This is a genomic window from Mycobacterium sp. E735 (assembly GCF_001666955.1).
Classification (GTDB): Bacteria; Actinomycetota; Actinomycetes; order Mycobacteriales; family Mycobacteriaceae; genus Mycobacterium.
In genome coordinates this window covers 18,856-40,304 of the sequence record NZ_LZIX01000107.1, presented here as the reverse complement: position 1 = coordinate 40,304, position 21,449 = coordinate 18,856, and the positions used below count along the sequence as shown (strand labels likewise).

The window sequence follows — 21,449 nt, the reverse complement described above, 5'->3', positions numbered from 1 at the left end:
CGGTTTGCTGTCGATCAATCGGCGCCGCGCATGAGCTGCGCCAATTGGGCGCGCGAGGTGATGCCCAGTTTGGCGAATGCGTTGTGGACGTGGGTCTTGACCGTGTGGGGGGACAGGTGGATTTGCTGCGCGACGGAGCGGTTGGTCGCGCCCTGTGCGATGAGGTTGACGACCTTGAGTTCGGAGTCGGTGAGGCTGTCCCAGCCCGTTTTCGCCCGAGTCTGGGCGACGATGCGGCGTTCCACGCCCAGCCGGCGCAGCGCGCGGCCGACCCGGCGGGCATCGACAATCGCTTCGCACGCGATGTAGGTGTCGAATGCCGCGTTCAGCTGGTCGAGCGCCTCAGCGTTACGCTGTGCGCGACTCAGCTCGGCACCGGCGTCCTCGGCCGCGCTTGCGTAAAGCAACGGCCGCGAACAGGAGTGGAGCGCGCCGGCCGCCGTCACCAGGGCATCGGCATCGCGCTCGAGGATCCCCCGGATGTGTTGGGCGACTATGGAGAACACCCGGACCCCGGGCCGCTCGCGTTCGAGCACGTCGACAGCGTCCAGGAGACGCGCTCGCAGGCCGGCGTCACCGGCGGCTGACGCTGCTCGCGCGGTCAAGGCCAGCTGATCCAAGACGGTAGGCAAGAACGGTGTCACGAGTATCGAGATATCGCCGCCGAGCCAGCGCACCGCCTCATGAACGTCGTCGCGCTGCCACGCCAGTAGCCCTAGCACCCCCGCGGCCCCTCGACGTACGGCGACTGAACCGTTGGAGTACGCGTCGCGCGCATAGCTCACCGTCTCCAGCAACAACGTTCGGTCATCGGTGCGCGCCGCCACTTCCGCAAGGATCAACATGCGCCTCGCGTCGACGAAGGTCGACCCCGTTCGCTCCGGCGCTGGCAGCCCCTCGAGGGCGGCGCGGGCATCCGACAACCGGCCCGCCGCGACGTGTACCTGTCCCGCCGTCAGGGCCCAGATGTGCAGCCCCATGCCGTCGCGTTCCTTCCGGGATTTCTCCGTGCGGCTCGCCACCAGCGCCGAGGCATCATCCAACCGTCCGACCACGGCAAGCAGGTTTGCCAGGTGGATTGCCGCGAGGTGATGAGCGGTCATATCGCCGGCGGGGGTCAGGGCTTGAAGTTCCTCGACGCGGTGTAAAGCGCGGCCCGCGTATCCGTTCGCGCACTCGAGGCAGGCAAGTGCCACTCCGGACAGAATGCTCGATTCGGGATCGCCGGCGGCCGCGGCGGCGGCCGCCGCGTCGTTGGCTGCCGCGGTGTCTTGTCCGTGTTGGCCGTACATTGCCAGGTTGTACGCCAGCCATCCCCGATGTCGTGCCTGGGTGACGTCGCTGAGGTCGGGCAGCTGAAGCGCGCGGAGATTCTCTTCGATGTGTCGCGTTGTCGCTTCTGTGGTTACCGTCGGGAGCCGGAGGCGAATCTTGGCCTCTTCTTCCGGCGTCAGCGCGGCGGACAGGGTGGTGCTGGCCAACCGTTGTGCCTCCTCGTAGCGGGTGGCCCGATTAAGCAGCACGATCGTTTCTGTCACGAGTGGCTCACGTTCGGGGTCTTGGGGGGGCTGGAGCTCCAACGCGCGCATGCTCAAATCCGACGCGGCGCCCGGATCGCTGTTGGCCACCGACTGTGCGGCCTGGCGCAGGGCGACGATCGCGGCTTGATCGCCCACCTCGGCGCTGCGGGCGAGCTGGGTTGCGACCTCCTCGGGCGCCGCTCCCATCTCCAGCATGATGGTTGCCGATTGTCGCTCCATCGCCCGGCGCAGCGACTGGGGCAAAGATTGCCGTGTCGCTTCGCGCAGCAGATCGTGACGAAACCTCATCTGATCGCCGTCTTCGACGAGTAGATCGGCCCGGACGGCCTCTTCAATCGCCGATACCAGGGCGGTGGGTCGGCGTTCCAGCATCGCGGCGAGCAGCCGGGCCGAGAACCGGTCCGGCAGCACCGCGGCTACCTGTACCACTTGGCTCGCAGCGGTGGAGAGCTGGTCGAGCCGTTGCTGCATGGTGTCGCTGAGCCTGCGGGGCAGCGTGTCTCCGGCGGCAACCGCGCGGCCGCCGCTGACATCGAGCCGGCCGTCCTCGTCCAGTCCCCGCAGCAGCTCCGTGAGCAGGAACGGATTGCCGTGCGCCTTGTCGGCCAGATTGAGTAGTGACGTATCCGCGTTGGCTCGCACGGCGTCTTGCACAATGTCGGCTACCGCGCTCGGTGTGACGGGCGTCAACCGCAGGAACGCGGCATCCTCGCGTTCCAGCACGCTCAGCGTCTCGCGAACGGCCGGTCCGCCGGCGCCGGTTCGCGCGGTGAGCACCCACAGCACGGGCGCATCGGGTCGTGTCGCGGCCAGCGACCGCAGCGCCAGCAGGGTCGCGTTGTCTGCCCAGTGGATGTCCTCGAGGACGATGGCCAAGGGTATTCGGGACGCCGCGGTATGTATGGCGGCTTGCAGATCGCGCACCACCCAGTAGCGGAGATCGGCCGACGTGCCCAAGCGACGCAACGCCTCCGCATCACCGACAGGTGGATCCGCGCGCAGGGTCGCCATGAACAGCGAGAAAAACGGCACCGTCTGCTGGTATTCAAACGCTTCGCCGAATAGTGCCCGAACCCCGGCCTTTTCGCCGAGCGCCAGGACCTCGGTCAACAAGCGGCTCTTCCCGATGCCCGGCGGCCCCTCGATGACCAGAACGCCCCCGCGCCCCCGGGCCAGCGCCGCGACTAGGGCGTCGATCACCTTCAGCTCGCCCGCACGACCACGAATCGGCGGTATGCGCACGTTCCCCGACGCCCTGGCGATGCTCACACCAACCGCCGCCCCCCAGCGGGAAGCGGGTGGGCGGAAGACCTCCCCGTTGTATCCACAGTTGTCGCCACCATTAGCGCTGGTAACCAGTGTAGACGTGTTATTGCGCGCCATCCGCTGTGACTGGCCGCGATCGGGATTGTGGGTCTCGAAAGCCCGCCCTGCCTCCCGGCCCGATCTCATGCTGCCACCTGAACTTCGACCGAAAGGTAATCGGCAATCTCGTGCGTTGCGGGCCAGTCGCCGTTGTGCACGGCTGCGCTGAGCAACTCCACCAATGGACTGCAGGCGCCCAACTCGGCCAGCCATGAGGCCACCGTCTCGGAGATTTGGTCTGCCTGGACGCGTACGGTGCGGCCGTCGTGCAGGCGATCGGTTAGCTGATAGATAGTCATTTCTCCACGCCTTTTCGCTGGATCGGGAGGGAATCGCAGGCGTGGATCACCTGACGACCGGGCCGCCGTCGCGTTCGACGCCCGCGTGCCGTTGGTGCTTCACCGTCACTCTTCCGATCCGTCCGATGCATTAGCTGACGTGATCCATGACACCGGCGCGGGCGTATACTGAGCGTCTCAATCCGAGCAGGGTTGCGCGTCTCAAACTGAGACACCGATATTGGGGGCGGCTGTACCTCTCGGTCGGGGAGCGAGGTCCATGCGTCGATGAGCTTGTGGGGCGACGTACAAACCGACGTTCGCCGGATGCGGGAACGATTTTTGTGTGAGGGGTCCTTGGAGGGGGAGACCTTGCCCCCAAGCGTTCTGGATTCCTGGCGTCGGTCGCAGACCCTCCGCGTGCACCCCGACCGGGTCGAGCTCCCGTATGTGCGTGAACCCGATACGGGCTCGCGGTTGGTGCGTGCGGCCGCGCCGGTTCTGCGGCGCGTCACCGACGACCTGGCTGCGCAAGCCGTGAGCGTCGTCCTGACTTCAACCGACGGGGTGGTGGTCGAACGGGCCGCCCCAGAAGTGTCCATCCTCAACGCATTGGACGCGGTGAGCCTCATACCGGGCTATAGCTTGGCGGAAGAGGTGGCGGGCACCAACGGGATCGGCACTGCGCTGGAGACCGGGCGGCCCGTCTTCATCCGCGGTGGCGAGCACTACGTCGCCATGTTCAGCGGTTTCGCGTGCGCGGGGTCGCCGATCCGGGATCCGATAACGCGCAGGGTAATCGGAGCCGTCAATCTGAGTTGTCTGGCCGACGAATCGCGTCCACTGTTGCTCGCGCTGGCTACCAGTGCCGGTCGTCAAATCGAGGATCGCATGCGGGTGGTGGCTCACGAGGGTGAGACCGCGCTGTTGGAGGCGTATCTGCAGCAGACACGGCGATCTTCGAGCGGTGTGCTCGCGATTGGTGGCGATGTGGTGTTGATGAACCCGTATCTGCGCCGGGCGCTGGACGGCAACGAGCAGACGACGCTACTCGAACACGCGTCGGACATGCTCAGCTCCATGCTGTCCGGTACGGCGCTGGCCGTTCTGCCAAGCGGGCGCATCGCAAAAATCACTGCCGCCGACCGCTCGACGGTACACGGTGGCCGGACCAATGTCGTTTTCCACGTTGACCTTTCGTCCCAGACAAGCGCCCAGCGCCCGCAGATCGCCCGTTCGGCGGGCACGCACATCCCTGGGTTGGCCGGGCACGATGGCGCCTGGCTGCGCTGCTGCCAGCAGGTGGAGCAGTGCTGCCGCGACGGAGACTGGGTGTTGGTCGAAGGCGAGAAAGGATCCGGCCGGGCGCGGCTGGCCCAGGCGGTGGGAGAGCATGTGAAACCCGGTCGAATCGTCCGGGTGATGCGTGCGGGGGAATTTCGGAGCGCAGCGCGCTTCGTCGCCGAGCTGGCGGCTGAGTCCGGCGATGAGGACTTCGCAGTGGTCATCGCCGATGTGGACGAGGTCGACACTGACACACTCGAATCGATCATCTCGATCCTGGCCACGCGCGCAGGCCGGGGATGGATCGCGGCGACCCGAAGTTCCGCACCGCCTTCGGCACCCGTCAAGCAGCTGCTGCCGCTGTTCCCCCAGAGCGTCTCGGTGCCGGCACTGCGACACAGGATTGACGACTTGGGAGAACTCGTGCCGTTGTTGTTGCGCGAGATCACCCGGGGCGCTGATGTGGAGCTTGCCCCCGACGCTATGCGCCACCTCAGCAGGCTGCCGTGGCCGGGCAATGTCGCGCAGCTGCGACGAGTTCTGACCGAGACCGTTGCCCGCCAGCGCTCGGGCGTTGTCGGCGCCGACAAGTTGCCGCCGGAGTGCCGCTCGGTCACCCGGCGGAAGCTGACCCAGATGGAAGCCCTCGAGCGCGACGCGATCGTCCGTAGCCTGCAGGACAACGGCAACAACAAGCAGGAGGCGGCCCGCGCCCTGGGAATGTCGCGGGCGACGATCTACCGCAAGATAAACGACTACGGCATCGCATAGGGATCACCCGGGTGAATCGCGGCCCGGACGATGACAACTCACCCTGCCTATCGCCAGGATGTGCCCCATGGCAACAAGAGTTGACGACGGTCCCGATATCGATCCCGGTTGCTGGCAGTGTGTTCGGCCGGCGTCATCGTCGTTGTTCGCCCAGTCAGAGCCTTTCGACCTACGAGTAACGCCATGAGGCAAGTCCTGCTGCGGGCAGTGGTGCTGCTGGCATCGTGGGCGACCGGATTGTTGATTGCGGCCTGGATCGTTCCCGCGGTTTCGTTGTCGGCATCGGGGTTCGTCGGCGCCGTAGTGGTGTTCGCGGTATCGCAGGCGGTCCTGTCCCTGTGGATGTTGAAGTTGCCCCACCCTTATGCGTCCCTGTTTCTTGGTGGCACCGGATTGGCATTGACGATCTTCGCGTTGTTCATCGGGTCGGTCGTGACGCACGGGCTCACCATTGCCGGCGTGGCATCCTGGCTGGCCACGACGGTCGTGGTGTGGCTGGTGACAACGATCGGGGCCATTACGCTGCCCGAGCTGCTCATCCGCGACGGCGCCGCTTCGACCTGACCAAATATTTCGATCTCGTCCGACTATGGAGGGAGCCGTGATGGGAGACACGCATGACGATCCGACGGATCACTCCCGGACCACACAACCGCACGCGGGTATCGCGATGAAGGACAACTTCCTCTGGCCGGGGTTGATCCTGCTGGTCGTAGCGATGTTCGGCCTGATCGGCACGGCGGCAGCGGCCGCGTATCGACATTACGAATGGCTTTCCACCACGGTGCTCATCGCCGTCCTCGGCGCGGCCGCTGGAGCGCTGTGGCTCGTCATTGAGGACCGCCGGGTGACCCGCATCGATGCGCAGTGGGACGTCGCGCACCCAGGTAGTCGCACGCGCCCGCGCTCTCGCTGATCACACAGCCGAGCGCCCCGCACAACTATATCGTGTTGCACTGCAACATATTTCGTATTTCTGATAATGACTGAAACGCCCACGACCCGTTTTCGGGTTCTTCTTTCGTAATCACCACTGGCGCAATCGCGAAATCGATTATGCGTCCGCTGCTCGCGATACTCACCGAATCGCCCGGGTGAATCAGTTTGCGGGGTGATGTCCACTCATCCCACCTCAATGAATGCTGGCCTAACAGATCGCAGCCGGGGATCCGTGGAACAGGCAATTTATCCGATCTGCGTTCGAAGCCGCACAAGCGCGAAACGGGTCGCGACGGCGGACGACCGCCTTGCTGCGTTAGCCACCGCGAAACCCATCGCCGAATTGGAGAAAGCCAGATGAACCATCGCCAATTCAAACGGCCGCGTGCTCAATACGCCTCCGGCGCCGCGCGAGCACCGTGGCTGCCGCACCGAATCCGGGACGCTGCCGCGTCCGCCCGGCGGTGGGCGCATCGGAAGGCAGATGCCGCGATGGACACCGTACCGGCGATCGAAGATCAACTTCACGCGCTGCAGCCCATCTGCAGTGCCCAGGGGGTGTCGACCGGCATCGCGTGCGGTGCGCCGGCGGTGGCAGTCGCCGAGATACACGCCGTCGATGGATGTGACCAGCTGGGGCTAACCCCAGACGGCGACCTCATCGAGACGCTTTGTCAAGCCTGCCTGGCCACCGTGCAATGGGCGATGGCGACGTACGTCGGCGACAAACGCGAGGTGGCATCCCGGTGCGGCACCCATCCGATTTGCACCACATGCGGGCGTCCTACCGGATACCTGCGCAGCATCTTTGCCGTCCGCTCGATCGGACTCGACGGGCTGGCGCCATGACCCGATTACGCAGTGCCGCCCTGTTTGTGGCTTTTGCGGCCGGAGATTACGCGGTCCTCATGCTCATCAATGGTCAGCTGCTGGATTTCGGCGTCGCCGCCATGGTTTGCGCGGGATCCTCGGTCGCGGCCGCGACGATCGCCTACGGGGTTAGGCGGCGCCATAAGGCGTTGGCGCTGGGACGAGCGGCCGTATGGGCGCGCCGTGACCATCAGGCGGCTACCGCCGGCCAACAATGTCCGTTATGCGGAGGCGCAGGCCAAAACTTAAGCGAATCACCCAGATTCGCTGACCGCCAGGGTGCGCACTTATGCCCAGCATGCTCATCGAGCGTCAACCAGACTCGGCACGACCAACCCGGGACCCGGCTCGGCGCCGGTTCAACTGGGTGAGCGCGCGGAACAATTCACATGAGCGCACCCGCCGCCGCGTCAGACCCAGCATCCCCCGGCCTGGGAGCAGCCCGGGCACACAAAGCTCGACGGCTGCCGGTCCGCGCGAACGCCGTCGTGGACGTCATCCAGGAGGGTCCTAGCGTGGCCGCGCGCATCGCTTCGTTGAGCGCCCGGCTGACGATCCGGCCGACCTTGAGCGTGGGCAGCCATCTGCCCTCGGCGCCATGGCCCTGGGGCGCCGTCGAATTCGCCGCTCGCGGCATCGCGCCGCCACTTGGCACGGTGCGCGCCGGCGTCGCGCTGGCGGACTGCACCGCGCAGCTTATCCGCGCCGGGGGTGTGCCCCCGGCCGACGGCACCCGCCGGGTCGTGCTCTATCTGCATGGAGGGGCGTTCCTCACCTGCGGTGCCCACTCGCACGGCCGATTGGTGAGCACGCTGTCGAGGTTCGCCGACGCGCCTATGCTGGTGCCCAACTACCGCAAGCTTCCCAAGCACTCGATCAGCGATGCGGTCGACGACTGCCACGACGGCTACCGTTGGCTGCGCCGAAAAGGTTTTGCGCCCAGCCAGATCGTGCTGGCGGGCGATTCCGCCGGCGGCTATCTGGCGCTAACGCTGGCTCAACGCCTGCTGGAATGCGGTGAGCGGCCGGCGGCGCTGGTAACGATGTCACCGCTGCTGCAGCTGACCGCAAAGCCCAAAGCGCGCCACCCCAACATCGGTTCGGATGCGATGTTCCCCCCCAGAGCGTTCGACGCCTTCCATGGTTTGATCACCCGCGCCGCAGGACGCCGCGACGCCGACGGGCGTGCCGACTGCCTATACGAGCCGCTTGATCACATCCAACCCGGGCTGCCGCCCATGTTGATCCATGTATCCGGTTCCGAGGTGTTGCTGCACGACGCGCAGGTGGCTGCGCAACGACTAGCCACCGCCGGCGTGCCCGCGGAGGTAAAGGTATGGCCGGGCCAAATCCACGTGTTCCAATTCGCCGCGCCGATGATTCCCGAAGCGACGCGCTCGCTGCGCCAAATCGGCGACTATGTCCGCGCAGCGACCGGATGACCGGGCGACGCCGAGGTTATCGAAGCTGTTGGCGACTAGGGCGCTACGCGGTGTCGGCGATGCTGCCCTCGGGGACGCCGACGAGGACCAGAGCTGTGTCGCCGCCTCCCGATGACGCCTCGGTGCTCACCCGGGTGAATCAGCTCGCCGGGTGATGACGGCTCACCCTGCGTCGGTGAACGCTGATTCTTCAGCAGCTGACGAGCGGAGGGTTCAGTGCAGCGGACGATGTACCGGATCTGCATCCGCGGTCGCGTGACCGAGCGACTGGGGTCCGCGTTAGACGGGATGCGCCTCGAGGCCGGCGCGACCGACTCCGTGTTCACTGGTGAAATCCACGATCAGTCACAGCTTTTCGGGCTCCTCGACCGGGTCCGTGACCTAGGGCTTGAGCTCGTGAGCGTACAACCGCAACCAGCGGCTGACCTGACGACACCAACCGAAATCAGAAAGGAAATGTAATGCAAGCCATCGCTGTTCGAGATCGTGATGCCGGTGTCGGGGGTCTGGCGCTAACGGACCTTCCCTACCCTCAGGCGGCCGACAACGACGTCGTCGTGCGGGTGCACGCAGCCGGTTTCACACGCGGGGAGCTCGACTGGCCGCACACTTGGATCGACCGCGCGGGTCATGACCGGACACCAAGCGTGCCGGGACACGAGTTGTCGGGCGTAGTGGTCGAGTTAGGCTACGGCACGACTCTTTTGAGCGTCGGTCAGCGGGTCTTCGGGCTTGCCGACTGGGCCCGCAACGGCTCGCTGGCCGAGTACACCGCCGTGGAAGCCCGCAACCTCGCTCCGCTGCCCATCGACATCGACCATACGGTGGCCGCTGCGCTGCCGATCTCTGGCTTGGCCGCCTGGCAGGGCCTGTTCGACCACGGCCGCCTGGTCGCCGGCCAAACGGTTCTGATCCACGGCGCAGCGGGTGGGGTCGGGTCGATCGCGGTTCAGCTCGCTCGCGAGGTCGGTGCCCGCGTCATCGGCACCGGCCGGACCGCAGATCGAGGCCGCGCGGCGGATCTCGGAGTCCACACCTTCCTCGACCTGGACTCCGAAAACCTAGAGGACGCGGGTGAAGTCGACGTGGTGTTCGACGTGATCGGTGGCGACATTCTGGCCCGCTCGGCGGCTCTGGTGCGGGCCGGCGGAACGCTCGTCACCGTCGCCGAGCCGCCAAAGATCCTGCCGCGCGATGGGCGCGGAGTATTCTTCCTCGTCGAAGCCGATCGAGCTCAGCTCGCCGCGCTTGCCGCGCGAGTACGGGACGGACGCCTCAAACCCGTAGTGGGTGCCGTGCTACCGCTCGCCGAAGCCGCCGCCGCATTCGCGAACGACAAGCGCATCCCTGGCAAGACGGTCCTGCGGGTCGCGGAAGACTGAGGAACCTCCGGTGATCGGTCGACCTGCAGCCGCACTTCATCTCGTATCTTCGCTGGCTACCGGGGGACGGTTTGCCTACCGCTTCGATTCGTGCAACCCGTTGGTGCACAGCAGACTTCGCATGCACTTGGGACATCCCAAAGGAAGGCGGCCAAGAATGGCTCTGAAGGTAGCACTCGCCGGACTGTCGGTTGCGGTGACGCTCGCGCCTGCGGCCCAAGCCGGGCCTGGGCAGGAGAGTTCGGGCCAGAACCCGGTTGTGCAAACAGTTTTCAACCAGCCTACAAATGTTCCCGGCAAGTCTCTTGAAGCAGTGGCCGTCAGCTATCCGCCGGGCGCAAAAAGCGGCGCGCACCACCACGCGAAATCGGCGTTCATCATGGCCTACGTGATCTCCGGAGAGATCCGCAGCCAAGTCGAAGGTGAACCCGCTCGTGTGTATCACGCCGGTGAGACCTGGCGGGAACTCCCGGGCGCGCACCACACGGTCAGCGAAAATGCCAGCGCCACCGAACCTGCCGAATTGCTGGCAGTTTTCCTGGTCGATACCGGAGACGGCCCGCTCACGACGGATGACACCACCGAAAGCGAGCCGCCGCGGTAGCGACGTCACCGACGAATTGAAAGACATCATCTTGGAACAGATTACGACTGAGCGGGAGCCGTTGATGCCCACGCCAAGCGCCATCCGGGTTGTCCGGATGGCAATGCGCTTGTCGCTTGCCGCGGCCTTTCTGTCCGCTGTTGCCGACCGATTCGGCTGGTGGGAGCCGTTGGGGCAGGGTAGCTGGGGAAGCATGAGTGCTTTCGGTGACTACGCCCATCAGCTTGTTCCGTTTGCATCCGGCTGGCTGTTGACCGTCATCGTGTGGGCCGCAACCGCCGCCGAAACGGCGCTCGGAATCTTGCTTCTGGCCGGCTGGCGGCCGAACCTCGTCGGCGCCGCAACGTGCCTGATGCTCGTAATATTTGGAACCACGATGGCCATCTCCCTCGGCCTGGAATCACCGCTCAGCTACAGTGTCTTCTCCGCCGCGAGCGCTGCCGCAGCCTACGCGATACTTGGCCCGGCTTCGCGCCCACGCACCGACCGCACACACCGCGTGCGCCGTAGCGAATCCGCCAACTCGAAGCATGCCGACGAGTTGCGCCGCGGCCGGCCAACGCCGCCGATCATCGGAAGTGGCGGCAGATGAAGGCCGGCACGGACTTCGACGTGATCGTGGTGGGTGGCGGGGTCGGCGGTGTGGCCGCGGTCCGGAAGCTTGCTTCCACGGGCCTTTCGGTAGCGCTCGTCGAGGATCGTCTGGTCGCTGGGGAGTGCCATTACTGGGGGTGCAACCCGAGCAAAACACTGCTTCGCCCGATCGAGGTGCTCAACCTCGCAAAGGCGGTTCCTGGCGTGCGCGAGATTGTTTCGGGCGATCGACCGGACGTTGCTGCCGTTTTCGCGAAACGCGACGCGATCATCGAGCACCTCTCGGACCAAGACCGAGTGGCCTCACTGCGGCAAGCCGGTGTATCGGTGTTCCATGGATTCGGCCGGCTGAGCGGCCAACGAACTGTGCGCGTAGAGCGTGCCGATAACACCGAAGCCGTCTTGGAGGCACGCCACGCGGTCGTTCTGGCCACCGGCACTCGTCCCAACGTGCCGGGGATACCTGGGCTGACCCAAGCACGCCCATGGACGAATCGGGACTTGACCACCATGACAGAAGTGCCACCCCGCGCACTGGTGGTGGGTGGTGGGCCCGTCGGTGTGGAGTTCGCGACTATCCTGACCGGTTTGGGCTCTGCGGTAACACTTCTGGTACGTGGAAACGCTCTGCTGCCCGGCTGCGAACCAGAAGCCCGCGACTTGGTTGCGCAGTCACTGCGAAGCAAAGGCGTGACGGTTCACTTTGAGACGGAGTTGTCGGCGGTAGCCCGCCCGCGGTCCGGTGGCCTCGTCACCGCAACCTTCGGCCGCCAGACCATCGAGGTAGACGAGGTCGTCCTGGCCGCCGGACGGCGCAGCAACACCGAGGACATCGGACTGGAAACCGTTGGCCTGCCACGGGGCGGGTTCGTATCCGTTGACGACCATCTCCAGGCGGTCGGCGTCACAGGCGACTGGCTCTACGCCCTGGGCGACACCACCGGGCGCGCTCGGCTGTCACACATCTCCACCTACCACGGCCATCTCGTGGCAGAGATCATCGCGGCCCGGGCCGCGGGCCGCGAACTGGGGGCCCACGAGCTGGCGGCCCGCGATGCGGGAAGCCTTGCACAAGTCATCTTCACCGAGCCTCAAGTGGTCAAGGCGGGGCGCACCGAAAGCCAATCCCTCGCAGAAGGATTCGTGGTGCGGACGCGAACTGCCCGGTACCCAGGTGCACTGTCATTCCTGGCCCTATTCAGAGATGGCTTCCAAGGATGGGCGAAATTGGTCATCGATGCCGAGACCGACACACTGCTCGGAGCGACATTTGTCGGCCCGGAATTCTCGGAACTGGTTCAAGCGGCCACCCTGGCTATCGTCGCGAAGATTCCGGTAGGCCTGCTGCGCCACGCCGTCGCGCCACACCCGACGATCAATCAGGTCTGGGATCTGTTGCTGGCCCAAGAGTCCGAACTTGCCCCGTTACCGGCAAGTGGGTCGCCACGAATGCAGAACATTGGCCACGCGAGACGCCTTATTCATCAGAGCGGTTGAGACGACGATTGTTGAGGGAGACACAATGACCTACGCCCGGCCGGTCGTTTCGCCGTGACCATGCTCGTAGCCGGGGTGCGCGCGTTCGGTGGCAACGTGGAGACGTTCGAGGTGGAGGAGCCGCGGCCGTTGTCAGCCGACGAAGTACTCATCGACGTTCGCGGTGCCGGTGTTGGCAACTGGGACAACATCGTTCGCACCGGTGGCTGGGACGTTGCCACGCGTCCTCCGCTAGCGCTCGGCGTCGAGGCTGCCGGAATCGTCAAGGCCGTTGGCGCGGACCCGGGCGGATTCAGTGTGGGCGATGCGGTGCTGTGCCATCCCGTGCCGCTACGCGACCAAGGCACGTGGGCGCCGCTTGTGATCGCACCCGTTGGATCGCTCGCGCACAAACCGCCCGAGGTTTCATGGGAGACCGCGGCGATCTTTCCGGTGCCGGCGTTGACGGCCGAACAGGTGGTCAGCGAGGCGTTGGCCGTGCACAGTGGGGAGACGTTGCTCGTCAACGGCGCGGGTGGAATCACCGGCGGGCTCATCGTCCAGCTGGCAGCCCTGCGTGGGGTCGACGTGCTAGCCACCGCCGGCCCCGGCAGCGCGGACCGCGTTCGCGGGTACGGCGCCCGCGAAGTGATCGACTACCGCGACCCGACGTGGCCAGAGCGAGCCAGGGCATTGGCGAAAGGCTCCATCGCCGCCGTCGCCAACGCTGCCCCCGCGGGTGCTACTGCGGCGATGTCCGCGCTTGCCGACGGTGGCCGGCTGGCCACTATCACCCCCGGCCCGCCCGCGTCCACCCGTGGCATCAAGGTCATCGCGGTTTACGTCCGTTCCGACGGCGCTCAACTCGATCGCCTGACCGCGTTGCTCGGTTCCCACCGGTTGAACATGCCGAGCCCGCGTTCCATCCCCCTGGATCAGGCCGCGGACGCACTTGCACATGTTGTCGCCGGGCGCGAGTGCAGCGGAGTGGTCATCACGCCCGACGTCTAACCAGTCAGCCGAAAAGACCTCACACGAAGAAGGAGTCGCGAGATGACCATTATTGCCAGGATCCGCACCGGAGTGGCCGATCACATCGGCGAATACGCCGATGCTCTCACCGTATCCGGTGGCGGCACGCAGATTTTCGTCTCCGGTACGCCCGGGGTGCGCGAAGACGGCACTCTGCCCGAGGACTTCATCGACGAAGCCCGGCAGTGCTGGGCCAACGTCGAAAGTGCGCTCGGCAAGGCCGGCGCCAAGCTCACCGACATCGTCTACATGCGCCAATGGATCACCCGCCGTGACAACGCGTCTGCATACCTGGCGGTGAGCAAAGAGATCATTCGCCACGAACCCGCCGCCATGTTCGCCATCATCGACGGGTTGGTGTGGCCCAACATCCGCGTGGAAGTCGAAGTCATCGCCATCCTGCCGGCGTGAGCGATAACCCGGCCTCTCCACCGGCGCATTGCTGACCAGCACCCGCTTTCGCAAACGTCTTCCCCCCGCGTGTTGAACACGCACGAATGGGCGGGAACGAAAGGTGAAGGAGGACAACCATGAACGGCGATTACGCCGGTGCAAGCCTTACTAACATCCCGGATCACCACTCATCGTCACAACCCGGACGGCGCCGACAGTGACGTTGCGCGACGCGGCACCGACCAGCCGTGCGATGGTGGTCGCGGTGATGGTGTCGATGGTCGCCTTCCTCGACTCCACGGTGATAAACCTGGCATTGCCGGCCATCGAACACGACCTCGGCGGCGGCTTGGTGTTGCAGCAATGGATCGTCGATGGCTACCTATTGGCCACGGCGGCCGCGATCCTCCCCGGCGGGTCCATTTCGGACATGTTCGGCCGCGTTCCGGTGATGAGGTTCGGGCTGTTGGCGTTCGGGGCGGGCTCGGTGTTGGCGGCGGCTGCCACCTCACCGGCGATGCTGATCACCGCGCGCCTCATCCAGGGTCTGGGTGCGGCATTTCTCGTTCCGGGCTCGGTGGCGCTGATCAACACGGTGTTCGACAAAGCACACCAGTCCGCAGCGATCGGTGTCTGGACCGGGTGGACGGGAATCGCCTTCGCGTTGGGCCCGCTGCTGGGCGGAATGTGCGTCGATTGGCTGGGCTGGCGTTGGATTTTCGTGTTGTCAGCGATCCCCATGGCGGTCGGGTATGCGCTGACCTTCTGGCTGTGCCCGATGTCGGGGCGCGTCGAAGGCGCTCAGGTAGATACCGCCGGGGTGGTCCTATCGTCGCTAGGGTTGGGCGCCACCGTCTATGCGTTGATCGAATCGCAACGCGACGGCTGGTCCGACCCGTCGGTGATCGCACCGACCGTGGTCGGGATTACCGCACTGGCCGGCTTCGTGGGTTGGCAACGCCGCAGTAGGCGCCCGATGCTTCCGTTGCCGCTGTTCGCCTTTCGCAACTTCGCCGCCGCCAACCTCGTCACCGCGTTCGTCTACGGTGCGTTGACGCTGGGGTCGCTGGCCATCACGCTCTACACCCAAGAAATCGGCCGCTACTCAGCCACCGCCGCCGGCCTGGCCACCCTGCCGATCCCGGTGTTGTCGTTCGTATTCGCCCGTCATGTCGGCCGCATCGCCGCACGGGTGGGACCACGCGCGTTCCTGATTGCAGGGCCCGCCCTGGCGGGGATCGGGCTGCTGCTGGTCCGCCCGAAACCTGATGGATTCCATGCGATTACCGACCTGCTTCCCGGGATGATCGTGCTGGCCCTCGGGCTGGTCGCGACGATCACGCCATTGACGGCGCTGACGCTGGCCTCGGTGCCAATCGAACACAGTGGCCTGGCGTCAGCCATCAACAACGGCGTCTCACGGCTGGCCGCGCTGACGTCGATCGGGACTATCGGTCTGATCAGCGTCGGGACGGCGAGCGCCTCCGGATTCGCCCACGTGTTACAGGTGAGCGCAGCGCTGTTCGCCCTGGGCGCGTTGTGCTCCGCACTGTGGATCACCAACCCCGTTGCCGGAAGCCAACCGGTGCCCTGCGACATCGCGGCGCTGTGCCGTGACCGGCCGGGGGTGCAACCCGCGCTGCCCGGTAGCCCCTCGGCCGCGACCGAGTCACCTCCGCCTCAGTAATCGTCCACCCGATCAACGCAATCCACGCGTCGGTTCACGGCGGCGCGCTACTCACCCGGGTGAAAGAGTGGTTGGGGCGATGACAACTCACCCCGGACCGCTTCATGATCAGGTACGTCCACAACCGGGCGGGATTATCGCTCCCTGGAGAACCAGCAAGGCGCCCCGAATGCATTTGAGGCCAAGAAAGTCATCACCGGCGCTTCTGCGCCCTCGACCACCCGACAAGTCAGACGACTGAAAGGTTCATCATGAAGATCGTAGTCATTGGAGGGCGTGGGCTGATCGGCTCGAAAGTGGCGTCGAAGCTCAGCGCGCAGGGGCACGACGTGCTCGCCGCCTCACGCCGATCGGGTGTCGACTCGCTCACCGGTGAAGGCCTCGCCAACGCGGTCGCCGGTGCGGACGTCGTGGTCGACGTCGCCGATTCACCGTTGTTCGACGATGAGCCCGTGATGCATTTCTTCACAACCACGACGACGAATCTTCTTGCCGCTGAACATGACGCGGGAGTGGAACACCATGTCGCGTTGTCCGTAGTAGGCGCGCAGATCATGCCGGATAGCGGCTACAACACCGCGAAAGCGGCTCAGGAAAATCTGATCAAGGATTCGGGCCGGCCCTATTCGATCGTGCGGGCAACGCCGTTCTACGAATTCGCGGTTGGCTTAGCCGATTCCGCGACGGACGGAGACATCGTCAGGCTGCCACCCGCCTTGTTCCGTCCTATCGCGGCCGACGATGTCGCCACCGCCGTGGCCGACGTCGCTGCCGGGCCACCCCTCAACGGTGTGCGGGAGATCGCGGGACCAGAAGCGATGGGGATGGACGACTTCGTCCGCGCGGGCCTTGCGGCAATTGGTGATCACCGTAGGGTCGTGACTGGCGTCCGGGCGCCATACTTCGGAGCCCTTATCGACGATCGCACCCTCGCAACCGACGAGAACGCCACGATCTTTGCCACCCGATACTCCGACTGGATCGACGCCCGCTCCGGCCGCCGCGCTTAGCGGCCGCTCAACGCCGGAGCCGTGAGCATTTCGTAAACGGCCCGTCACATGCGAGGCTGCTGGCATGGTCATCGAGATCGCCCGCCCGAAGCTCGAAGGAAACATTGCCGTCGGGGAGGACCGCCAGATCGGCTTCGCCGAATTCGGCGACCCGCAGGGGCGCGCGATGTTCTGGTTCCACGGAACGCCCGGCGCCCGCCGGCAGATCCCGGTAGAGGCGCGCGTCTACGCCGAGAACCATCACATCCGCCTGATCGGCTTGGACCGTCCCGGAACCGGCTCCTCGACGCCCCACCGCTATCCGAATATCCGGGCCTTCGCCGACGACCTGGGCACCATCGCCGACACGCTGGGCATCGACAAGATGGCCGTCATCGGCCTGTCCGGCGGCGGCCCCTACGCGCTGGCGGCCGCCGCCGTGCTCTCCGATCGCGTCGTGGCGGCCGGCATCCTCGGCGGCGTCGCGCCCTTCCTCGGCGACGAGGGCATCACCAGCGGGCTGATGAACCTGGGCAAGCGGATGGCGCCCCTGCTGAAGCTGGGCGGCGATCCCCTGCGGATCGGCGCGAGTCTGGTCATCCGGATGATTCGACCGGTCGCGAACCCCGGGCTGCTGCTCTACGCCGCGATATCGCCCGAGGGCGACCGGCGCCTGTTGACCCGGCCGGAGTTCGGCGCCATGTTCCTCGACGACCTGCTCAACGGCAGCCGCAAGCAACTGGCGGCCCCGTTCAACGACATCATCCTGTTCACCCAGGACTGGGGATTCCGGCTCGACGAGGTCAAGGTCCCGGTCCGCTGGTGGCACGGCGACAGCGACCACATCGTGCCGTTCGCGCACGGCGAGCACGTCGTGTCCCTGCTGCCCGACTGCGAGCTGATCGTGCTGCCGGGCGAGAGCCACCTCGGCGGCCTGGGCCGCGGCGAGGAGATCCTGTCCACCCTGACCAAGATCTGGGACGAGCAAGGCTGACCCTCCCCGCCGCCGGGTAGCCTGCTGAAGTGCTGCTGGCGTCCCTGAATCCCGCGGCGGTCAACGCCACCGACATCGCCGACGCGGTGCGCATCGACGGCGCCGTGCTGAGCCGCGGCGACCTGGTCGGCGCCGCCACCTCGGTGGCCGAGCGGGCCGCCGGGGCACAGCGGGTCGCGATCCTGGCCACGCCGACCGCGTCGACGGTGCTGGCGGTCACCGGCTGCCTGATCGCCGGCGTGCCGTTCGTCCCGGTGCCCGCCGATGTCGGCGCGTCCGAGCGCCGCCACATGCTCACCGATTCCGGGGTGCGGGCCTGGCTCGGCCCCGTCCCCGACGAGTCGGAGGGGCTGCCGCACATCCCGGTGCGGCTGCACGCCCGGTCCTGGCACCGCTACCCCGAGCCGTCGCCCGACGCCACCGCGATGATCATCTACACCTCCGGGACCACCGGGCTGCCCAAGGGCGTGGTGTTGAGCCGGCGCGCGATCGCCGCCGACCTCGACGCCCTGGCGGAGGCCTGGCAGTGGACACCGGACGACGTGCTGGTGCACGGCCTGCCGTTGTTTCACGTGCACGGGCTGGTACTGGGGTTGCTCGGGTCGCTGCGGGTGGGAAACCGCTTCGTGCACACCGGAAAACCGACGCCGGCGAATTACGCGCAGGCCGGGGGAACCCTCTATTTCGGGGTGCCGACGGTGTGGTCGCGGGTGGTCGGCGACGAGGCCGCCGCCCGGGCGCTGCGCGCGGCGCGGCTGCTGGTGTCCGGGAGCGCACCGCTGCCGGTGCCGGTGTTCGACCGGCTGGCCGGGCTGACCGGGCATGAGCCGGTCGAACGCTACGGAGCCTCCGAATCGCTGATCACGCTGTCCACCCGCGCGGACGGCGAGCGACGCGCCGGCTGGGTGGGTCTGCCGCTCACCGGCGTGCAGACCAGACTGCTCGACGAGAATGGCGCCCCGGTGCCGCACGACGGGGAAACCGTTGGGCGCCTTGAGGTTCGGGGCCCAATGATGTTCGACGGCTACCTGAACCGGCCGGAGGCCACCGCCGAGGCGTTCGACGCCGACGGCTGGTACCGCACCGGTGACGTGGCCGTCATCGACGGCGGCGGCATGCACCGCATCGTGGGCCGCGAGTCGGTGGACCTGATCAAGTCCGGCGGCTACCGGATCGGCGCGGGCGAGATCGAAACGGCGCTGCTCGGCCATCCTGGGGTGCGCGAAGCCGCGGTCGTCGGAATGCCGGACCAAGACCTGGGCCAGCGGATCGTCGCGTTCATCGTCGGTGCGGAGGGTCTGGACGCCGACGACCTGATCAACCACGTCGCCCAAGAGCTTTCCGTGCACAAGCGGCCACGCGAGGTGCGGCTGGTGGACGCGCTGCCCCGCAACGCGATGGGCAAGGTACTGAAAAAACAGCTGCTGGCCGACGGCTGACACGCAGCAAGTTGCCAGCTTCAGCGCCGAGCGTGACCGGCAAGCGTCACCTACCGTCGTAACCGTGCACCGGCCCACCACCCCCATGCGGCGGATTGCCGCCGCCTGCCTCGTCGGCTCGGCCATCGAGTTCTACGACTTCCTGATCTACGGGACCGCGGCGGCGCTGGTGTTTCCCACGGTGTTCTTTCCGGCGCTCGGTCCGACGCTGGCCACCGTCGCCGCCATGGCGACGTTCGCAACGGCGTTCCTGTCCCGCCCGCTGGGGGCGGCCGTCTTCGGCTACTTCGGGGACCGGCTCGGCCGCAAGAAGACGCTGGTGGCCACGCTGCTGATCATGGGCGCCTCGACGGTGAGCGTCGGCATGGTCCCCAGCACGGCGTCGATCGGCATCGCGGCGCCGCTGATCCTGATCGTGTTGCGGCTGTTGCAGGGGTTCGCGGTCGGCGGCGAGTGGGCGGGATCGGTCCTGCTGAGCGCCGAGTACGCCCCGACCGGCAAGCGCGGCTGGTACGGCATGTTCACCCTGCTCGGCGGCGGCACCGCCGGAATCCTCGCCAGCCTGACGTTTCTGGCCGTCAACGTCACCATGGGGGAGAACAGCCCGGCGTTCATGGCGTGGGGATGGCGGGTCCCGTTCCTGATCAGCAGCGGGTTGATCGGCATCGCGTTGTACGTGCGGCTGAACATCGAAGAGACTCCGCTCTTCGTCGAGGAGAAGGCCCGCGACCTGGTACCCAAGGCGCCGCTCGCGGAGCTGCTGCGGTTACAGCGGCGGGAGATCGTCCTCGTCGCCGGCAGTTTCCTGGGCGGCATGGGCTTCGTCTACCTGGGCAACACCTTCCTCGTCATGTACGCCCACAACCAGCTGGGCTACTCGCGGAGCTTCATTTGGGGCGTGGGCGCGCTGGGCGGGCTCACCAGCATGGTGTTCGTGGCGTTCTCGGCGTGGATCTCCGACCGGGTCGGGCGGCGCCGGGTGATGCTGTGCGGACTGGTGGCGTGCCTGCCGTGGGCGTTCGGGGTCGTCCCGCTGCTGGACACCCGCAGGCCGGTGTTGTACGTCGTCGCCATCGTCGGCATGTTCGGCGCGGCGGCGGTGGCCAACGGTCCCACGGCGGCGTTCGTGCCCGAACTGTTCGCCACCCGCTTCCGCTACAGCGGCGCGGCGGTGGCGATGAACCTGGCCGGCGTCCTCGGGGCGGCCGTGCCGCCGCTGATGGCCGGCACCCTGCTGGCGACCTACGGCAGCTGGGCGATCGGGCTCATGATGGCCACGCTGGTGGTGGCCAGTTTCGCGTCCGTCTATCTGCTGCCCGAAACCAGGGGAACGACGCTGGGCGCCGTCCCCGCCGCGGAGAAGGTCGCCGCGGACGTCTAGCCGCGCTCAGTTGGCGTGCAGGTCTTCGTTGAGGGCGATGCCCTGACCGCCGCGGGCCACCACCTCGACGGCCCCGCTGACCGAGTTGCGCCGAAACAGCAGGTTGTTGCCGCCGGACAGCTCCAGGGCCTTCAGCAGCTGGCCGTCGGGCGTGGCGACCTTGGTGCCCGCGGTCACGTACAGGCCCGCTTCGACGACGCAGTCGTCGCCCAGCGAGATGCCCAGCCCCGCGTTGGCGCCGAGCAGGCACCGCTTGCCGATCGAGATGACCTCGGTACCACCGCCGGACAGCGTGCCCATGATGGACGCCCCACCGCCGATGTCGGAACCGTCGCCCACCACCACGCCGGCCGAGATGCGGCCCTCCACCATCGACGCGCCCAGGGTGCCGGCGTTGTAGTTGACGAAGCCCTCGTGCATCACCGTCGTACCGGGCGCCAGGTGGGCGCCGAGGCGCACCCGGTCGGCGTCGGCGATGCGCACCCCGGTCGGCACGACGTAGTCGACCATCCGCGGGAACTTGTCGATGCCGTAGACGGTCACGGGCCCGTGCCGGCGCAGCCGGGCCCGGACGGCCTCGAACCCGTCGACCGCACACGGACCGCGGTTAGTCCACACGACATTGGTCAATACCCCGAACAGGCCGCCGGCGTTCAGCCCGTGCGGCGTCACCAACCGGTGCGACAACAGATGCAGCCGCAGGTAGGCGTCGTAGGCGTCGGCGGCCACGTCGTCGAGCGAGCCGATGACCGTCCGCACCGCGACGGTCTCGGTGCCGCGGTCGTCGTCCCGGCCGACCAGCGCCACCAGCTCCGGCGGGATGTCCGACAACGCCAGCCGAGACGTGCCGCCGGTGCCCGATTCGGTCAGTTCCGGTGCGGGAAACCACGTGTCGAGGATCGATCCGTCGGCGGCCAGCGTCGCCAGTCCGATGCCCACAGCTCCAGTCACGGCGGCCAGGTTACTTGCCGCCCGGCAGCGGATAACC

At 66.8% G+C, this 21,449-nt stretch carries 19 protein-coding genes; 16 read left to right on the top strand and 3 right to left on the bottom strand.

Going from position 1 to position 21,449, the window contains the following annotated elements:
- Window positions 1-14 precede the first annotated feature (14 nt).
- Complete coding sequence (locus A5704_RS09030) at window positions 15-2,810, bottom strand: AAA family ATPase (RefSeq protein WP_067888608.1); 2,796 nt, start codon at window positions 2,808-2,810, stop codon at window positions 15-17.
- Window positions 2,811-2,989: 179 nt separating this feature from the next.
- The gene (locus A5704_RS09025; RefSeq protein ID WP_067760986.1) at window positions 2,990-3,205 is read right to left on the bottom strand and encodes a hypothetical protein; all 216 of its coding nucleotides are present in this window, start codon (window positions 3,203-3,205) and stop codon (window positions 2,990-2,992) included.
- 399 nt (window positions 3,206-3,604) lie between these two features.
- Between A5704_RS09025 and A5704_RS09020 the strand changes: the two genes are divergently transcribed.
- The 16 genes from A5704_RS09020 (at window position 3,605) to A5704_RS08940 (ending at window position 20,461) form a co-directional block, all read left to right on the top strand.
- Complete coding sequence (locus A5704_RS09020; protein ID WP_304442278.1) at window positions 3,605-5,239, top strand: sigma-54-dependent Fis family transcriptional regulator; 1,635 nt, start codon at window positions 3,605-3,607, stop codon at window positions 5,237-5,239.
- A gap of 183 nt (window positions 5,240-5,422) precedes the next feature.
- On the top strand, window positions 5,423-5,803 hold the full coding sequence (locus A5704_RS09015; protein ID WP_067760981.1) for a hypothetical protein: 381 nt from the start codon (window positions 5,423-5,425) through the stop codon (window positions 5,801-5,803).
- Between the two features lie 25 nt (window positions 5,804-5,828).
- Entirely contained in the window at window positions 5,829-6,155 is a 327-nt protein-coding gene (gene usfY, locus A5704_RS09010; protein ID WP_369828440.1) for a protein UsfY, read from the top strand.
- A gap of 515 nt (window positions 6,156-6,670) precedes the next feature.
- Window positions 6,671-7,027, top strand: coding sequence for a phosphoenolpyruvate carboxylase (locus A5704_RS09005; protein WP_231968947.1), 357 nt, complete (start codon window positions 6,671-6,673; stop codon window positions 7,025-7,027).
- Between the two features lie 410 nt (window positions 7,028-7,437).
- Window positions 7,438-8,490 carry an alpha/beta hydrolase gene (locus tag A5704_RS09000; RefSeq protein ID WP_067888607.1) on the top strand — a complete coding sequence of 351 codons (1,053 nt, stop codon included), beginning with the start codon at window positions 7,438-7,440 and terminating at the stop codon, window positions 8,488-8,490.
- 461 nt (window positions 8,491-8,951) lie between these two features.
- The gene (locus tag A5704_RS08990) at window positions 8,952-9,872 is read left to right on the top strand and encodes an NADP-dependent oxidoreductase (protein WP_067888604.1); all 921 of its coding nucleotides are present in this window, start codon (window positions 8,952-8,954) and stop codon (window positions 9,870-9,872) included.
- 157 nt (window positions 9,873-10,029) lie between these two features.
- Window positions 10,030-10,476, top strand: coding sequence for a cupin domain-containing protein (locus A5704_RS08985; protein WP_067888601.1), 447 nt, complete (start codon window positions 10,030-10,032; stop codon window positions 10,474-10,476).
- A gap of 64 nt (window positions 10,477-10,540) precedes the next feature.
- Window positions 10,541-11,068, top strand: a complete 528-nt coding sequence (locus A5704_RS08980) for a hypothetical protein (RefSeq protein WP_231968952.1) — start codon at window positions 10,541-10,543, stop codon at window positions 11,066-11,068.
- On the top strand, window positions 11,065-12,567 hold the full coding sequence (locus tag A5704_RS08975) for an NAD(P)/FAD-dependent oxidoreductase (protein WP_067888598.1): 1,503 nt from the start codon (window positions 11,065-11,067) through the stop codon (window positions 12,565-12,567). Before A5704_RS08980 ends, A5704_RS08975 begins: the two co-directional genes overlap by 4 nt.
- 60 nt (window positions 12,568-12,627) lie before the next feature.
- Window positions 12,628-13,557, top strand: a complete 930-nt coding sequence (locus A5704_RS08970) for an NADP-dependent oxidoreductase (RefSeq protein WP_231968950.1) — start codon at window positions 12,628-12,630, stop codon at window positions 13,555-13,557.
- Window positions 13,558-13,599: 42 nt separating this feature from the next.
- The gene (locus A5704_RS08965) at window positions 13,600-13,989 is read left to right on the top strand and encodes a Rid family hydrolase (protein ID WP_067888593.1); all 390 of its coding nucleotides are present in this window, start codon (window positions 13,600-13,602) and stop codon (window positions 13,987-13,989) included.
- A 199-nt stretch (window positions 13,990-14,188) separates the two neighbouring features.
- The gene (locus A5704_RS08960) at window positions 14,189-15,658 is read left to right on the top strand and encodes an MFS transporter (protein ID WP_231968945.1); all 1,470 of its coding nucleotides are present in this window, start codon (window positions 14,189-14,191) and stop codon (window positions 15,656-15,658) included.
- Between the two features lie 251 nt (window positions 15,659-15,909).
- Window positions 15,910-16,668 (top strand): SDR family oxidoreductase, encoded by a 759-nt coding sequence (locus tag A5704_RS08955; RefSeq protein ID WP_067888589.1) that lies wholly within the window; start codon window positions 15,910-15,912, stop codon window positions 16,666-16,668.
- Between the two features lie 64 nt (window positions 16,669-16,732).
- Entirely contained in the window at window positions 16,733-17,641 is a 909-nt protein-coding gene (locus A5704_RS08950; protein WP_067760957.1) for an alpha/beta fold hydrolase, read from the top strand.
- A 29-nt stretch (window positions 17,642-17,670) separates the two neighbouring features.
- A complete protein-coding gene (locus A5704_RS08945; RefSeq protein WP_067888585.1) occupies window positions 17,671-19,080 on the top strand; it encodes an acyl-CoA synthetase in 1,410 nt (469 codons plus the stop codon).
- A gap of 85 nt (window positions 19,081-19,165) precedes the next feature.
- The gene (locus A5704_RS08940) at window positions 19,166-20,461 is read left to right on the top strand and encodes an MFS transporter (protein WP_067888583.1); all 1,296 of its coding nucleotides are present in this window, start codon (window positions 19,166-19,168) and stop codon (window positions 20,459-20,461) included.
- 6 nt (window positions 20,462-20,467) lie between these two features.
- Here A5704_RS08940 and dapD read toward each other — a convergent pair whose 3' ends face one another.
- Entirely contained in the window at window positions 20,468-21,421 is a 954-nt protein-coding gene (gene dapD, locus A5704_RS08935) for a 2,3,4,5-tetrahydropyridine-2,6-dicarboxylate N-succinyltransferase (protein WP_156737642.1), read from the bottom strand.
- Window positions 21,422-21,449 lie beyond the last annotated feature (28 nt).

Excerpts from the sequence above, each read along its gene's own strand:
- A5704_RS08940 (WP_067888583.1), top strand. The coding sequence starts at position 19,166 with ATGCGGCGGATTGCCGCCGCCTGCCTCGTCGGCTCGGCCATCGAGTTC.
- A5704_RS08970 (WP_231968950.1), top strand. The coding sequence starts at position 12,628 with ATGCTCGTAGCCGGGGTGCGCGCGTTCGGTGGCAACGTGGAGACGTTC.
- A5704_RS09015 (WP_067760981.1), top strand. The coding sequence starts at position 5,423 with ATGAGGCAAGTCCTGCTGCGGGCAGTGGTGCTGCTGGCATCGTGGGCG.
- A5704_RS08990 (WP_067888604.1), top strand. The coding sequence starts at position 8,952 with ATGCAAGCCATCGCTGTTCGAGATCGTGATGCCGGTGTCGGGGGTCTG.
- A5704_RS08955 (WP_067888589.1), top strand. The coding sequence starts at position 15,910 with ATGAAGATCGTAGTCATTGGAGGGCGTGGGCTGATCGGCTCGAAAGTG.
- usfY (WP_369828440.1), top strand. The coding sequence starts at position 5,829 with ATGGAGGGAGCCGTGATGGGAGACACGCATGACGATCCGACGGATCAC.
- A5704_RS08965 (WP_067888593.1), top strand. The coding sequence starts at position 13,600 with ATGACCATTATTGCCAGGATCCGCACCGGAGTGGCCGATCACATCGGC.
- A5704_RS09025 (WP_067760986.1), bottom strand. The coding sequence starts at position 3,205 with ATGACTATCTATCAGCTAACCGATCGCCTGCACGACGGCCGCACCGTA.
- A5704_RS09005 (WP_231968947.1), top strand. The coding sequence starts at position 6,671 with ATGGACACCGTACCGGCGATCGAAGATCAACTTCACGCGCTGCAGCCC.
- A5704_RS08950 (WP_067760957.1), top strand. The coding sequence starts at position 16,733 with ATGGTCATCGAGATCGCCCGCCCGAAGCTCGAAGGAAACATTGCCGTC.
- A5704_RS08985 (WP_067888601.1), top strand. The coding sequence starts at position 10,030 with ATGGCTCTGAAGGTAGCACTCGCCGGACTGTCGGTTGCGGTGACGCTC.
- A5704_RS08980 (WP_231968952.1), top strand. The coding sequence starts at position 10,541 with ATGCCCACGCCAAGCGCCATCCGGGTTGTCCGGATGGCAATGCGCTTG.
- A5704_RS08975 (WP_067888598.1), top strand. The coding sequence starts at position 11,065 with ATGAAGGCCGGCACGGACTTCGACGTGATCGTGGTGGGTGGCGGGGTC.
- A5704_RS09000 (WP_067888607.1), top strand. The coding sequence starts at position 7,438 with ATGAGCGCACCCGCCGCCGCGTCAGACCCAGCATCCCCCGGCCTGGGA.